The organism is Vibrio cincinnatiensis (assembly GCF_022113815.1).
GTDB classification, from domain to species: domain Bacteria; phylum Pseudomonadota; class Gammaproteobacteria; order Enterobacterales; family Vibrionaceae; genus Vibrio; species Vibrio cincinnatiensis_A.
This window is the reverse complement of record NZ_SGOM01000002.1, coordinates 353,919-369,256: the sequence shown is the minus strand read 5'-3', so window position 1 is coordinate 369,256 and position 15,338 is coordinate 353,919. Positions and strand designations below refer to the sequence as shown.

The 15,338-nt window shown below is 45.0% G+C and carries 15 protein-coding genes; 6 read left to right on the top strand and 9 right to left on the bottom strand.

Translation table 11 applies throughout. The annotated features are described in order from the left end of the window. Genes fecD through EXA13_RS04560 form a run of 4 tightly spaced genes read right to left on the bottom strand, consistent with a single transcriptional unit; the run spans position 1 to position 4,987 of the window. A complete protein-coding gene (gene fecD / locus EXA13_RS04575) occupies positions 1-963 on the bottom strand; it encodes a Fe(3+) dicitrate ABC transporter permease subunit FecD (RefSeq protein WP_238132106.1) in 963 nt (320 codons plus the stop codon). After that, complete coding sequence (locus tag EXA13_RS04570; RefSeq protein WP_238132105.1) at positions 960-1,961, bottom strand: iron chelate uptake ABC transporter family permease subunit; 1,002 nt, start codon at positions 1,959-1,961, stop codon at positions 960-962. Before EXA13_RS04570 ends, fecD begins: the two co-directional genes overlap by 4 nt. Then, positions 1,961-2,863, bottom strand: a complete 903-nt coding sequence (locus EXA13_RS04565; RefSeq protein WP_275949654.1) for a Fe(3+) dicitrate ABC transporter substrate-binding protein — start codon at positions 2,861-2,863, stop codon at positions 1,961-1,963. Before EXA13_RS04565 ends, EXA13_RS04570 begins: the two co-directional genes overlap by 1 nt. A 27-nt stretch (positions 2,864-2,890) precedes the next feature. Further along, positions 2,891-4,987, bottom strand: coding sequence for a TonB-dependent siderophore receptor (locus tag EXA13_RS04560; RefSeq protein WP_238132104.1), 2,097 nt, complete (start codon positions 4,985-4,987; stop codon positions 2,891-2,893). A 192-nt stretch (positions 4,988-5,179) separates the two neighbouring features. Between EXA13_RS04560 and EXA13_RS04555 the strand changes: the two genes are divergently transcribed. After that, positions 5,180-5,803: an alpha/beta fold hydrolase gene (locus tag EXA13_RS04555; RefSeq protein WP_238132103.1), complete on the top strand. Its 624-nt coding sequence runs from the start codon at positions 5,180-5,182 to the stop codon at positions 5,801-5,803. 59 nt (positions 5,804-5,862) lie between these two features. Here the strand turns inward: EXA13_RS04555 and EXA13_RS04550 are convergent, their stop codons facing one another. Next, the gene (locus EXA13_RS04550; RefSeq protein WP_238132102.1) at positions 5,863-7,488 is read right to left on the bottom strand and encodes a methyl-accepting chemotaxis protein; all 1,626 of its coding nucleotides are present in this window, start codon (positions 7,486-7,488) and stop codon (positions 5,863-5,865) included. Between the two features lie 119 nt (positions 7,489-7,607). Then, positions 7,608-7,892, bottom strand: a complete 285-nt coding sequence (locus EXA13_RS04545; protein WP_238132101.1) for a DUF134 domain-containing protein — start codon at positions 7,890-7,892, stop codon at positions 7,608-7,610. Positions 7,893-8,078: 186 nt separating this feature from the next. Between EXA13_RS04545 and slyA the strand changes: the two genes are divergently transcribed. The 4 genes from slyA to nhaD all read left to right on the top strand — a co-directional run bounded on the left by slyA (position 8,079) and on the right by nhaD (position 12,231). Then, complete coding sequence (gene slyA / locus EXA13_RS04540) at positions 8,079-8,537, top strand: transcriptional regulator SlyA (RefSeq protein WP_238132192.1); 459 nt, start codon at positions 8,079-8,081, stop codon at positions 8,535-8,537. A gap of 34 nt (positions 8,538-8,571) precedes the next feature. Next, entirely contained in the window at positions 8,572-9,630 is a 1,059-nt protein-coding gene (locus EXA13_RS04535; RefSeq protein WP_238132100.1) for an HlyD family secretion protein, read from the top strand. Positions 9,631-9,641: 11 nt separating this feature from the next. Beyond that, positions 9,642-10,673: a DUF2955 domain-containing protein gene (locus EXA13_RS04530; RefSeq protein ID WP_238132099.1), complete on the top strand. Its 1,032-nt coding sequence runs from the start codon at positions 9,642-9,644 to the stop codon at positions 10,671-10,673. Positions 10,674-10,794: 121 nt separating this feature from the next. Then, positions 10,795-12,231, top strand: a complete 1,437-nt coding sequence (gene nhaD, locus EXA13_RS04525) for a sodium:proton antiporter NhaD (protein WP_238132098.1) — start codon at positions 10,795-10,797, stop codon at positions 12,229-12,231. 49 nt (positions 12,232-12,280) lie between these two features. Here nhaD and EXA13_RS04520 read toward each other — a convergent pair whose 3' ends face one another. Together EXA13_RS04520 and EXA13_RS04515 are read right to left on the bottom strand one after the other, a co-directional pair. Continuing rightward, on the bottom strand, positions 12,281-12,676 hold the full coding sequence (locus EXA13_RS04520) for a hypothetical protein (RefSeq protein WP_238132097.1): 396 nt from the start codon (positions 12,674-12,676) through the stop codon (positions 12,281-12,283). Positions 12,677-12,687: 11 nt separating this feature from the next. Further along, a complete protein-coding gene (locus tag EXA13_RS04515) occupies positions 12,688-13,167 on the bottom strand; it encodes a methylated-DNA--[protein]-cysteine S-methyltransferase (protein ID WP_238132096.1) in 480 nt (159 codons plus the stop codon). Between the two features lie 242 nt (positions 13,168-13,409). Between EXA13_RS04515 and EXA13_RS04510 the strand changes: the two genes are divergently transcribed. Next, positions 13,410-13,847, top strand: coding sequence for a DoxX family protein (locus EXA13_RS04510; RefSeq protein WP_238132095.1), 438 nt, complete (start codon positions 13,410-13,412; stop codon positions 13,845-13,847). An 88-nt stretch (positions 13,848-13,935) separates the two neighbouring features. Here EXA13_RS04510 and gltS read toward each other — a convergent pair whose 3' ends face one another. Further along, positions 13,936-15,165 (bottom strand): sodium/glutamate symporter, encoded by a 1,230-nt coding sequence (gene gltS, locus EXA13_RS04505; protein WP_238132094.1) that lies wholly within the window; start codon positions 15,163-15,165, stop codon positions 13,936-13,938. Positions 15,166-15,338: the final 173 nt, after the last annotated feature.

The following is a 15,338-nucleotide window of genomic DNA, read 5'->3' as shown; positions in this document are numbered from 1 at the left end:
TTATTTCATTCTCATTAATAGATACAAAAAATACGGAGCACCAATAATGGCGGTCATGATACCGGCAGGCAGTTCTAATGGCGGAGCAAGTGTTCGGGCTACAAGATCAGCCACAAGCAACAATAACGCCCCAACTAACATGGCAGTGGGTAATAAATATTGATGCTGCCCACCCACAAGCTGACGCGCAAGATGCGGAGCCACTAAACCAAGAAAGCTGATTGGTCCACAAACCGCCACTGCTGCCGAAGTCCAGATTACAGCAACGAATAAAGCGCCAGCTCGTACCCTAATGACAGAAATGCCGAGATTGCTCGCTCGTTCATCACCCAAGGTTAATACATTCAGCGAATGACTGAGCCATAACAGAATAGGAAGCAAAATCCACCATGGCCACAACATCATCCATTGCGACCACCCTCGCCCCCATAAACTGCCGGTTAACCATAAAAGTGCCTGATTGATTTCCAGCGGCTGAGTGAGGATAAGAAAATCGATTGCACTACCATACAACGCAGCTAAGGCAACCCCGGTTATGGCAACTCGGATCGGAGCCGTACGACCGCCACACACCAGAGCAAGGAGCAACGCAGAAGCAATTCCTCCGACTAATGACACGGCAGGTAACCAGTATATGGGCACACTGGGCCAGAGGGTCATTAACGCCACCGCCGCTAAACTGGCTCCATGACTCACGCCCAGAATATCGGGTGACGCTAATGGATTGCGGATCACCCCCTGAATTAATACCCCGGCACTGGCTAACATCGCTCCAACAAGTATGGCGATAAATAGGCGAGGTAAACGGTACTCATGAATCGTGAAATAGTGTTCACTCCCCATAAATAAGCCATCCCAAACTTGATTAATCGTCAGGCTCACAGCGCCAAAGCATAAACTCAAGGCGGCACCAAGCAACAATAATCCAGTGATGAACGCTAACGTTGGGTAAGCACGGTTCATCGCTGTTTCCTCACTAAATACAGAAAATAGGGCGCACCAATCAACGCAAGTACCGCACCCGCTGGAGTTTCTGAGGGAAAAACAACCATGCGGCTGAGAATATCCGCCGCCAAGGCAAGTATTGCCCCCAGTAGCATCACCGTAGGTAATAGAATGCGATGATCATAACCCACTAAAAATCGCGCCATATGGGGGACGATTAATCCAATAAAGGCAATGGCGCCCACCATACTCACGCTTATCCCAACCAAGGTGAGAACAATCAAGCCAACCAGTATTCTCAATAAGGTCAAATTCACGCCTAAACTTTTAACGCGCTCATCGCCCATCACCAAGATATTGAGTTTAGGGGCAAGGAGCATACTGAGCACCAGCGCAGCACTTAGCCCCGGCCAACTCATTTGCCATGTTCCCCAACCAACATGAGCAAATGAACCGGCCAACCACGTCATAACACTGGCCGCTTGCTCTTCAACTAAAATCACACACGCTTTAGTCAAAGCCGAACATAAGGCTGAAATGGCGATTCCTGCCAGCACCAATTGCCCACGCTCTGCCCCCATTTTCCACGCTCCCCCTAGCACCATCACTAAGGTCCAAGCACTCAGCCCTCCTAACATCGCGGCGACTTGGCTTGTCAGTATAAAAGTGCTGGTAAAAATCGTACTGACCAGCGCCATACCCAATGCCGCCCCCGCATTTACGCCAAACAAGCTAGGAGAAGCCAGTGGGTTACGGGTTAGTCCCTGCATAAGGGCCCCTGCACAGCTTAAACTTGCACCGATCAAGATCGCTTCAAGAGCACGTGGTAAGCGAATATCTCGCACAATCAGGTGGGTCACCTGCTGTTCATCCATGTGCCATAACGTACTCAGTGCATCCGTAGCAGAAATCGGCAACGAGGAAAAAGCAAACAAAGCAAGCCAACTGGTAAGCATTAACACCATCAGCAGCAAAATAAATAAACGGGGAATCCTTCTTGGCACAGATAATGGCATTAAGGGTGCACTCGCATCACCAAATCCTCGGCCATATATTCGGCCGCTAAAATCCCCCGACACCGTGCCCACAAATTCCCATCAACGTGAAAAATGTGTTGACTACGGGCGGCGGTGAGCACTCGCCACAATGGCTGAGCTTGCCACTTATTGATAATGCTGCTGTCGGTGTAGTCTCCCACGAATAAATAATCTGGGTTAAGTGCCAGCAGTTGTTCTAAGCTAATTTGTCGTGAGGCATTTTCATTTTTCAACCCTTCTGGCGTACGAAGCCCCAACGCGTGGATCACGCCCCCCGCATACGATTCCACCGAATGAGCATAAAAACCATTCTCTCGGGCTACACCAAATTGCACCGTCTGCTTTTTTAAATCAGACAGCTGTGCCGCATAGTGCTGCATTCGCTGTCGATGCAGCATGAGCCTTTTCTGCATCAGTAATGAACGGCCAATCACTTGGCCGATAATTTGAGCAGAGTTTAGGTTATCTTCATACGTTTCTCGCCGTGAGGGCAGCAACAACGTGGGTGCTATTTTGACTAAATCGGCGTATACCGCTGCATGGCGATCCACATCAGCAATAATTAAATCCGGTTTAAGTGAAGCTATCACTTCTAAACTTGGCTGCGAACGTGTGCCCACCGAAGTCCATTGGCCCAATTGAGAGGATACCGCGGGCAATAAACGCTTAGGATCGTTGTCATCAGCAATGCCAATAGGGCTGACCTCAACCGCCACCAGAGCATCAACAAAAGAAAACTCCAATGCCACAATTCGCTGTGGAACAGAATCCAAAGAAAATGAGCCTTGGCTGTCAGTCACGGTCACCGCAAAAGCCATAAAACTCAGACCCCAGCCCACCACAATCAGGCTTAGTCGTTTCCATAACAATGCATTCATCATTATTTACCTATTTCAGATGTTCGAACCTTAGAAGTCATAGCTTGCGGTAAGATAAATGCGACGCTGCTCGCCTGGGAAATGACCAGTACGGTCAATAAAGCCACTCACCGCGTATTTTTTATCAAATAGGTTTTTTACATTAACTTGGAATAACCACTGCTGCCAGCGTGTCTGCCATGAAGCATCAAAGACCGTATAGGCTTTAACCATTTGACCACTCTGGTTGTATTGCTCACTAACGTGATCAGCACCAAAACCTATCGAAGAATCTATCGCCGTCACATCATATCGAGTCCACAGCCCTAATTGATGATGGGGAGCATTGGCAAAACGGGTTCCGACCGTACCACTGATTCCATCATAGGCTTCCTTCACTCGGGTATCGTTATAGGCATAACTTAAGTTAGCCGCCCAATTTTCCGTTAGATCAGCCAAAATATCGACTTCCACCCCTTGGCTACGTACTTTCCCGTAAGCCACTGAACGGGAATCATCATTCGGGTCGGTTTGTAGGATGTTTTCTTTGTTGATGTGGTAGAGCGCGAGGTTAACGTTCAGTGCATTGTCTAGCCAATAGCTACGGACGCCCGCCTCATACATCAAACTTTCTTCAGGATCAAACGGCCCACCATTTGAACTGGCTTGGTTTGTCGCATCTTGCGGAACAAACCCCGTTGCAACAACCGCATAAGGGTGCCACTGGGCATTAATTTGGTAAGTCGACCCTAAGCGATATGACAGACCAGAGCCAGTATAATCATCACGAGCCCCCGCTTTGAGATCGTCAACTTTGTCTTTATAGCCATCCAAACGTAGCCCCGCTAATAGATTCCAACGTTCCGTAATTTTCCATTGATCTTGAATATAAGCGCCATAGCGCTGTGAACGTGCTTCCGTTTGTTTAGCCAGAGTCAGATTATAGGCTGAAGTATCCGCACCATAGATGGGATTGGTTAAGCTGATGTCTCCCGCATTGGCTCGATAATAAATATAGTCTTCATCAATACGGTAGTAGTCCCCCCCGAGTAGTAATGTATGAGCACCGAGCTCAGCCATCACATTGGCGCTCACCGAACCGGCTTTATTATGGCGAACTTGATCTCGAAACTGACGCTCACTGGTATCTAGCACACCATCGTCATTGGAATCTAATAATCCATTGGGCTCATGATATTTTTGGTTCTCAGTATTCTCATAATAGCGCAGAGTGAGATCACCGCTTAACCAAGCATTAAAGCGTTGTTCGAGACGAAGTTGATAAACCTGCGCCTCTAAATCTTGAAAATCGGATGCTTCGTTAGCATTCCAATCAATATCGGCGAGAAAATTCCCCTTGTCATCCGTTGGAATACCCCGTAAACGCGCCCCTCCATAGTGCTGGATAATATCAGTAAACTGTGCTGTGACGGTGGTACTGTCGGTTATATCCCAAGCATAACCAAGGTCGATAATTCTATTACGAACATCCATGTTATCACGAGAAGGGTTCTCATGATCTTGGTAAATGGCGATTCGATAACGCTGGCTCTGATCCTCTGTCGCTGGGCCAGAAAGTTCAAGGCTTCCACTTACAAAATCTTGATTTCCTGCAGTGATGGAAATCTTGTTTTGAGTGTAAACGGTCGGCTTTTTCGTCACATAGTTAATCACACCGCCCGGTTCGCCACTTCCCATCACCGCCGATGAAGGCCCTTTTAGCACTTCAACCTGTTCTATATTAAATAGCTGAGGAATAGCAAAACCATTAAAAGGATCACCGCGAACCCCATCATACAAAATGTGATCTTGACGAAAACCACGGAAGGTCACCCCAGAATACGAATACTGGCTGACGCCACTGATAGAACGGTACAAATCGGTTATCTGCCGAGCCCCTTGATCTTGAATAAGCGGCTGGGGCAGAACTTGGATAGATTGAGGTGTTTCATCAATCGCTGTCGGTATTTTGGTCGCTAAGCTGCTCTCTTGCGCTCGATAAAGGGATAACGCTCGGCCATAAACGACAAGGCTTTCGGTTTCGTCAAAACTCTGTGCTTGTGAAGTATCATCAGCCGCAACCGTTGGTGATATTAACCCAAACACGACGGCGTAAAAAAGGGGCGAAGAATTGGTGTGAAATGTCATTATTTTTCTTGTATTGAGTGTGTTTGCAACGAATTCGAGAATCTAACTGAGTTTAATTCTCATTACAAACATTTTGTTACTCTTTTTTACTCTCCAAGAGGGAATGGGTTCGGTAGACAAAACACACAAGCCCTTTTACTTGTCATAAAAGCATGATTAGATAACCACTTCGAGCCATTTGTAGGACATATCATGCCTGTCATTATTCTTCATGGACTTTACATGCACAGTATTGTTATGCATCCCTTGCGCCAGCAACTGGCTAAATTGGGCTATCAGGCAACCGCACTTAGCTACAATACGGTGTCCATTAATGAGGACAAACTGTTCCTCCAAATTGATGCCGCGCTGGATCCCAAACAAACCAATGTGCTGGTTGGGCATAGCCTAGGCGGCTTGATGATCAAACGCTATTTGGCTGCTCGCCACCCAAATACCCAACACATTTCTCATGTGATCACCATAGGTTCCCCTTTGCAGGGAGCCTCGATTGTAAGCAAAATTGAGCAATTAGGGCTGGGCGTCATTCTTGGAAACGCCACTCTGTATGGCTTGAAAAAACATCACGACACATGGGCTTTTCCACAAAAATTGGGCAGTATTGCGGGCACCATTCCCATCGGGATGCGCACATTATTAATGGGGAATCAGAGCGAGTCAGATGGAACCGTGACCGTTGAAGAGACAAAAATTGCTGGGATGACCGATCATCTGGAAACACGAACCACACATACCAGTATGTTATACAACCGCTATATCGCCAAACAAATCGACCACTTCATTCGCTATGACCAATTTGAACATGAAAAAACCTGAATCAGTATCAAGAGCAAACTACCGATTCAGGTCAAGAAAACCATGAAAAATTGAAACCATTAAACAGTAAATGCACCAATATAGTGCTTTAAGTGTTCAGTTTGTTGCTGAACAAGGTGATAGGTCTGTGTGGTTTCACTAGCAATATGTTCAATATTAAGTGAAGACCCTTCAATCGTGTGGACGCTCTCACTCACATGCATTGATAACTGTTGCTGCGTTTGGGCCAATTGAGCAATTTGTCCATCAAGTTTTGCAATGGCCTGAGCCGCTCCCACAATTTGGTGATAAGCTGCCCCCGCATCTTTGACTTGCTGTAAGCTCTCTCCTATCTGAGTTTGACACTGGTTCATAAAGCCCTGCGCATCCGAAGCTTGAGTTTGCAGGTTTTCAATCACTTCACCGATTTCTTCAATCGACTGTTGAGTCTGCTGGGCTAATTCACGAACTTGATCGGCCACGACAGCAAACCCTCGTCCGGCTTCACCCGCTCTGGCCGCCTCGATCGCGGCATTTAATGCCAATAAGTTGGTCTGTTTGGTAATGTTGCCAATCACCTCAGAAATGAGGCTAATGTCTGAGCTGCGTTGATATAACCCATTAATCACTTGTCCGGTTTTATCCAGTAATTGTGATAAGTATTCTGTCCGCTCAATAGAATACACAATACTTTGCTCACCCAACTGCGCTTGTTGTTGAGTTTCCTCACTCTTGTACGATGCCTCATGTGTCACTTGATCAATATGCTGAGTATTGTCCAATAAATTGGCTGCAGACGATACTATCTGCTGGATTTCGTATTTTTGTTCATCGACACTTTGTTGAGTGTGTGCCACCTTAGCTGCCAACTCTTCCGAGGCAAGGTCTAACGAATGGACACTTTCTTTCACGGAAAGGATCAACGTCGTTAAATTCTCTTGCATCTGGATAAATGCTTGAGCGGCTTCACCAAATTCATCGTGCTGAAACTGTGTCAGCGATAGACGTGACTCAAGTTGTCCCTGCCCAACAATGGACATATGTGCTTTTAATCGAGCCAGTGGTCTCAATACCCGTTTTGCCGTCAAATATCCACTCGCAAGTAGAGCAAGCACAACTAACGTGGCAGCCCCAGTCGATCCACGGATCACCCGCTCAATTTGCGCTTGTTTCTCATTTTTCATGTCAGTCGCATCTTGTTGTAGTTGATGCTGAAATTGTGTCAGCCCTTCCACAATGTTATTAAAGGGTGCCAACATTGGGCCCAGCATTTGTCGGCGTGCCTCTTCCATCTGGCCCTGATCAATGAGATCGGTATAATGTTGCTGCATCACATGATAATTCTCTATCTGACGCTCAAAATCATACACAGCCGCTTGAATATCAGGCAAATCCGCTAACCGCTCCATACGTTGCAAGGCCTGTTTGACCGCTTGATCATTAAACTCAATGGTTTGCATAATGGTACGATGCTCATCGGCATCATCAGTTAGGCCATAATCCAGAGCAAAACGGCGGTAAGTGACCGTGTAATAACGCAGATCAGAAATTGCCGTCAGTAATTGAACATTACGATCGACCACCGTACCAAACTGCTGCTGGACACGGATTAAATTGAGTATGAGGAAAAAGCTTAACCCAACAATCGCAAGAACCGCCAACGCGGCATTGGCTCGTACCAGTCGAGTAATGGAAAGTGAACGCATAACACGGTGCCCTATTTATCAATGCTAGAGGACACAGTATAAAAGAGAGTGATGTATTCGAGGGCTCGATTGTTCCTATTTCTTTGATAGATAAAACCGTCAATATTTGATTGTGGTCGTTATTGTGGTCGTTCTTCCATCAAAAGCGCTTTACCATGAAGCAAGCAGTCCGAGACTTTACGCCTCGCTGATTTCACTAAATTCGCCAAGGTTTGACGAGAGACACCCATCACCATCGCCGCCTCTTGCTGCTGCATCCCTTGATAATCAACCAAACGCAGCGCTTCAAACTCATCCGCTTGAATGGAAACCGCTTCTAACTGAGCCATCGGAATGCCATTGGGTTTAAAACAACTTTGAGCAGGAAAGCCACAAATCTGTCTCGGAATTTTTGGACGAGCCATAACCTTCTCTTCTTACAAGGAAAATAGGAACAGACGCTATTGTGGCATCTTGGTTCGAAAAGGCAACTCAACGTCTATGTATGAATTTACTTATACAACAAAATAAAGTGATCTAAATCACAACTATTTACTTAGCTTGCTAACTATATTATATTGCTTAGCACGCTAACTAATGGTGAAAACATGATGAACCAAGATCTGAATCGTTTAAGAGACCTCTCTTTGGCTGAGAAACTGTCACGCGTTTCTCGTTTATGGAAGATGGTTGCTGATCGTGAGTTAGAGCCATTAGGCTTAACTCATCCTCGCTGGACTGCTCTTTGGAAATTGCAACGTTTAGGTGATAACGTCAGCCAAAAACAGCTGGCTGAAGCATTAGAAATTGAATTAGCTTCGCTGATGCGCACACTCAATCAATTGGAAGAACAAGCGCTCATCACTCGTCACTGTTGCACCAGCGATAAACGAGCCCGCATTGTAACGCTCACGGATAATGGCCGAGCCCTCTTAACTCAGATGGAAAATCGCATAATGCAGATCCGTCGTCAGCTACTGAGCCAAATTGATGATGATGAACTCAACAAGATGAATCAGCTACTGGATCAAATTGCTCATAACGCGCTCAATACCCTTCATTCCCATTAATTTATCTTCTCGTTTGTTAAGGACGTGGTTATTTATGACACCCGATCAGAAATTTGCGCGCTGGATAAAATATTCCTGCACTGCATTTATTGCCCTTTTTGCCTATTTTCTTATTGCTGACCTCGCCATGCCTTTAACCCCACAGGCCATGGTGACACGAGTGGTCACCAAAGTTGCTCCTCAAGTCAGTGGACAAATCAGCCAGCTTTATGTCACCAATAATCAGATTGTTCATAAAGGTGACTTACTCTTCGAACTTGATGCCGCTCCTTATCAGTTAGCAGTCGAACAGGCCCAGCTTAATTTACAGCAAGTAATACAAAATAATGCTCAATTGGATGCGGCTATTTTAGCTGCTCAAGCAGATTTGCAAGCCAGCCAAATTATTGCCGAACAAAAAAAGCGGGAATTTACTCGTTTAAATACCCTTTTCTTGCGTAATGGTACCTCACAACAATTGCGTGATGATGCACAAAGTAACGCAATTGCAGCCAAAGCGAACCTAGCGGCCGCTCAAGCTCACCTAAAAGAATTACAAGTTAACCGCGGTGAAGCGGATGACACAAACGTCAGTGTGCGATCCGCACAAAATCAGCTCAACAAAGCTCTTTTAAATTTATCCTATACACGAGTTGTCGCTGAACACGACGGGGTGATTACTAACTTACAAATCGAAACCGGAACGTATGCAAATGCCGGAAATCCACTGGTCGCCTTGGTAGGAAACCGTATGGATGTCATCGCTGATTTTCGTGAAAAAAGCTTGCGTAACCGTACACCGAATCATCCCGCTTTGATTGCTTTTGATAGCCAACCCGGTCAGGTATTTACGGCCAATATTCGTAACATTGATGCAGGAGTCAGTGCTGGGCAATTTGATGCCAATGGACAACTCGCTAACCCAACCGAATCAAACCGCTGGGTGCGGGATGCGCAGCGATTACGTCTACACCTCTCACTGGATCAAAATACCCTTCCAACGCTTCCCGCAGGGGCAAAAGCGACCGTTCAACTTCTGCCTGACAATGCTTTCTTTGCTTGGTTAGCCCGAGCTCAGATCCATTTCCTTAGCACCCTACATTATATTTACTAGTGAGTATAACGATGAAGCTTTGGCACCACCCTCTCTCTAGTAATGACATTCGACAATGTTTGCGTATTGCGACGGGCGCAACCATAGGTTTTACGCTTAACAAATGGTTTGGCTGGAATTATGGTGTATTTTTCACTGTAACACCGATGCTACTGCTGGGAATGGTCCCGGTGATGAATGGACATGCGGCCCGCCAGTTGCTCGCTGCTGCCGTCGTCTGTGGATTAGAAGTCGGTATTTTAGGTGGGCTTTTTGCCCACCACTTTGTCCTGATGACATTGATTGCATTTGGTCTATTCCTCTATAAATTTGCCTGTATGTCAAAAGGATACCTATTTTTATTTGGAGCCAACAGCGTACTCAGCTTAAGCATTATGTTGCATTTTGCCAGCTACCCAACAACCGATTTAAATGACCTGATTTTTAGTAACTTACATGCCAACATATTGTCTGTCATTATTGCCTATTTAATGACCTATTTTATTCCTAACACCGAGCCTCGCCAAACGGTAGCCGCTCCTAGCATGGATAAACCGTCACACCGCACTCGCCACGAAGCTTTACTTGGCGCAAGTATTGCCACCTTGTCATTCATCGTGTTCCAAGTATTTGACTTAAGTGATTCAATGTCAGCTCAATCCACAACCTTACTGCTGCTGTTCCCCATGCATTGGAATGGCGCACTCGGTTATGCGCGTAAACGAGCGATGGGAACCTTGCTGGGAGTCAGTTTTGGCTTATTTGGACAGGTGATTTTATATGATTGGTCAGATCTATTAGTCCTCGTTATTCCCATGTTATGGATTGGCTGCCTCTGGTTTAGTCATCTGCACGTGAAAGAGTCGAGTGGTTCAGGCGTAGGTTTTGGCGGCTTAACCACACTCGGAATTTTATTTGGTCAATATTTAGCTCCCAATGGTGACTTTGTTTTCAGTGCGTTATATCGAGTCAGTAGCATTTTGTTTGCCATCGTGATCACGCTAATGATGACCTACCTCATTCACCGCATACTCAATACTTTTTCTGCGACGCGGTTTGGGTAAATTTTCTTAACAAAACAACACAAAACTAAAACAAATCAGACATTTCCAACCTGCCTCACAGTCATGTTTGCCAATAATCATTACACTCTGAACAATTTTTTTAACTATCGGAGTACCAATAATGAATCGAATGTGGGTAGGCTTTTGTCTACTATTGATTCCTCAACTCGCTTTTGCAACAACCATAACCACGGATTCCCCGTTACCCCTTACCTCGTCGACCATCGGCTATGCATCATTGATCCTATTTTGTTTCGCTTATGCACTGGTGATGTTGGAGGAGTATTTACATCTGCGTAAATCAAAACCTGTGCTGCTTGCCGCAGGTTTAATTTGGGCAATGATTGGTTATGTTTATCAACAACACGGCAACATGGATATTGCTCGTGCCGCACTGGAACATAACTTACTCGAGTATGCTGAGCTTTTGCTTTTCTTGCTGGTTGCTATGACTTATATCAGTGCCATGGAAGAACGGCGTCTCTTTGATGCTCTCCAAGCATGGATGGTTGGTAAAGGGTTTAATTTTAAAACTTTATTCTGGCTTACCGGTATACTCGCTTTTTTCATCTCCCCTATCGCCGATAACCTGACAACCGCTTTATTGATGTGTGCTGTAGTACTCAAAGTTGGCGGTAACAACATTAAGTTTGTCAATTTAGCCTGTATTAACATTGTTCTTGCTGCTAACGCAGGCGGGGCCTTCAGTCCATTTGGGGATATTACGACCCTAATGGTCTGGCAAGCGGGCCACGTGACCTTTATGCAGTTTATGGATCTCTTCATCCCGTCGGTGGTTAACTACATTATCCCAGCGGTGATCATGTCGTGGTTCCTTCCCACCGAAAAACCTGATGCACTTTATGAAGAAGTGGAGTTAAAACGAGGTGCTCGCCGTATTGTTGCTCTGTTTATTTTCACTGTCGCAACGGCGGTAGCCTTCCACGCATTATTCCACTTCCCACCAGTAATCGGCATGATGATGGGGTTAGGGTATTTACAATTCTTTGGCTACTTCCTAAGGAAAACTTTAGCCGGTTCCTTAGCGAAAAAAGCAGCGATTGCGATGGCCAAGAAGGATGAAGCGGCGTTAAAACGTCTGGGTTCTGTGGTTCCTTTTGATGTTTTCCGTCGAATTTCCCATGCAGAATGGGATACTTTGCTCTTCTTCTATGGCGTGGTCATGTGTGTGGGTGGTTTAAGTTTGCTAGGCTACCTCGGTCTGGTATCTGAAGTGATGTATACCCAATGGAACCCCATTTGGGCGAACGTTGCATTAGGTGGTATTTCAGCCATTGTGGATAACATTCCGGTCATGTTTGCCGTGTTGAGTATGGACCCATCCATGTCATTAGGTAACTGGCTACTGATTACTTTAACTGCCGGGGTTGGCGGTAGCTTACTCTCTATCGGCTCAGCCGCTGGTGTAGCATTAATGGGGGCTGCTCATGGTAAATATACCTTTATCGGCCACCTGAAATGGACGCCGGTTATCATGCTCGGTTACATTGCCAGCATTGCGGTGCACTTGCTGATCAACCAAGCCTTATTTACTTAATTCGCTCAACCTCCCTTCAGGCTCTCTTTACCCATCCGTAAGAGAGCCTTTATTCTTGCTCGGCATTTTGTGGTAAAGCATCAATCCGAACCCAAATATTACTCAATTGGTATTTAGCGCAAGCACTACAAGTCAGAACTTCTCCCCCACCGTGAATTCTCATCACTAGATCATCTCGCTTCTCTTTCGAGTTATTACGAATTTGGATATGGAGAAGATTGTCTTTTACCGTGTAACGACGCTGCCACTCTAAACTGGCCTCTTCCGATTGAAAAAATACCGTTCCGTCTTTAAAGCGTAAAATGTACGGGGTGTACTGGTTATCGTAAGCCCCTTCAAAAGCGAACGTCTCTTTGTTTGCCATGCGCTCCAAATCATCCTGCGTACATCCGATCAGGAGAGAGAACAACGAAACTACCGCTGTTTGCATTGGCTTATTTCGCATCAAACTTATCCTTATTCCATATGCTTTCGTTCCAGCTCAAGTAGATAGGCTTTTCGTTCTATTCCACCCGCATACCCAGTTAACGTTCCATTTTTACCAATCACTCGATGACAGGGAACAATAATAGAAATGGGATTCTTACTATTCGCCATGCCTACCGCTCTGGCTGCTTTTGGCTGCCCTACAGCCTGAGCTAACTGACCATAACTCCATGTTTCGCCATAAGGGATAGAACGCAATATTTGCCATATTTTTTGCTGAAACTCAGACCCTTTCGCGGAGAGAGGTAAGTCAAATTCCTTTCGCTTACCGGAAAAATATTCACCTAACTGGTTGATTGTCTGTACAAGTATAGGACACGACTCCGTATATTCGCCAAGTTCTAACGGCATGGTGTTTTCCGTTGTAAACCAAGCACCGGATAGCCCCTCAAGATTCGATTGCAATATCATCTTTCCTAGTGGACTATAATAGTGTGTGTATTGATGCATAAAATCATGCCTTTATCTAATTTGAGTTACTTAATACATGTAATAAGAGTACGACACCCTATGCATTGAGGCCAATACATAGCGTATTTTTTATAATAGGGCATGACAAGATATTCAGAATTTTCGAACAGGAATATCAATTTTACATACTTATCGGTCTAGTAAGAGTTCTCTAAACTCGCTACATAAATCAAAAGCACAATGAAATCTTATTTCATATTATCGAACATTAAGGAATTGTTATGAAAACGCTAATTAATAAACTTATCCAAACAGGAACCAGCTACGCTCCATTGGCTTTACGTATTCCTGTCGGCATAATTTTAATGGCTCACGGCGCACAAAAATTGTTTGGCTGGTTTGGTGGTTACGGATTAGAAGGAACCGGTCAATGGATGGCATCTATCGGCCTAGAACCCGGTGTATTTATGGCGTTCCTTGCTGGAAGTGGTGAGTTTTTTGGTGGCCTATTCTTACTTATCGGTCTATTGACTCGACCCGCCGCACTGGTCACCGCTTTCACGATGATCGTGGCTATTTTTACCGTTCATATTGATAACGGTTTATTTATGGCAAATAACGGCTATGAATTTGGTTTAGCCTTATTGGCCGCAACCGTTTCTTTACTGATTTCTGGTGCAGGTAACATGAGTATTGACCGTCTTATCAGCCGCCAATAAACGTATATTGATAAAAGCCCATTGGTGTCAAATCAATGGGCTTTTTGCTCTCTGCATTTCAGACAATACCGTTTTTTTAACGAACGCATTAATGGGTTAAGAAAGAGAGGCTCCCCTGCAAAATCAATAAGTTGACTATGTCGATAAAAAACGCACCAACAATAGGCACCACCATAAATGCTTGCGGTGAAGGACCAAAACGATTGACTACTGATCCCATATTCATTACTGCCGTCGGGGTCGCTCCCAACCCAAACCCACAATGGCCACTGGTGATCACCGCAGCATCATAGCTACTGCCCATCACCCGGAAGGTGACATAATAAGAGAAAAGCGCTAACACGAGTGACTGAATCGTTAATATCACTAAGAAAGGAATCGCTAAATCAAAAATATTCCAAAGCTTTAAGCTCATTAAAGCCATCGCAAGAAACAGCGCTAATGACACGGTTCCTAAGATGTCTACCGTTTCCATATCGATTTTGCGAACTTTGGTGACTTCCATCGCATTGGTTATCGCAACCCCAATAAATAGGGCATAAACAAAATCGGGAATCATCAACCAACTGATGTCAAAATGACGAACCCATTGTCCTAAATAGTGAGCCCCTGTCACGCAAAGGAGAATAATCGATAAACTTTCAATCACCTTTTTTGACGTGACTCGATCTTCCTCATGTTCATTATAGGTAACCAACTCAGGAAAACGCTGATGCGTTTGGTGACTTCGGCCATATTGAGATTCTAAGTGACGCTTCTCAATCAAATGCTTCGCAATAGGGCTGCCGATAATCCCACCAATAATTAAGCCAAATGTCGCCGAAGCCATCGCCACTTCTAAGACATTATTCAGTCCATAAGTATTTTGAAACGTCTGCGCCCACGCAGCCCCTGTACCATGTCCGCCTGAAAGCGTGATAGAACCAGCAATTAATCCCATCAAAGGATCAAGACCCAGCAGGGCAGCAAGAGATACCCCGACCACATTTTGGATCACAATATAAACGGAGGCGACAATCAGAAATAAAAATACCTTAATACCACCCTTGACTAATTGGGTGTAATTGGCCGCTAAACCTACGGTTGAAAAAAACATCAACATAAATGTGTTTTGCAACGGGAGGTCAAAAACCCAATCGATCCCGTTTAAGTGCATGATGGTAATCAAACAGGCAACGATTAACCCACCAACAATGGGTTCGGGAATATTAAATTGTTTTAAAATGGGCAATTTATTGTTGACGAACTGACCTAAAAAAAGGACACCAATTGCGACTAAAAATGACTCCTGTGGGCCAATAGAAATAACCTGATTCATAACACCTCTGTCCTACTTTTTCTCATGATTTGAGAACATCATTCAAACCATGATTGGGTATAGAGGTCAGGTTGCCTAGAGAAGGATGACATTTCTAGAGGCGAGAAAAGCAATTTTCTCACCTAATAAGAATAAAGGGCAAATTAATTACTCGGGATTCTCACTTGCTGATA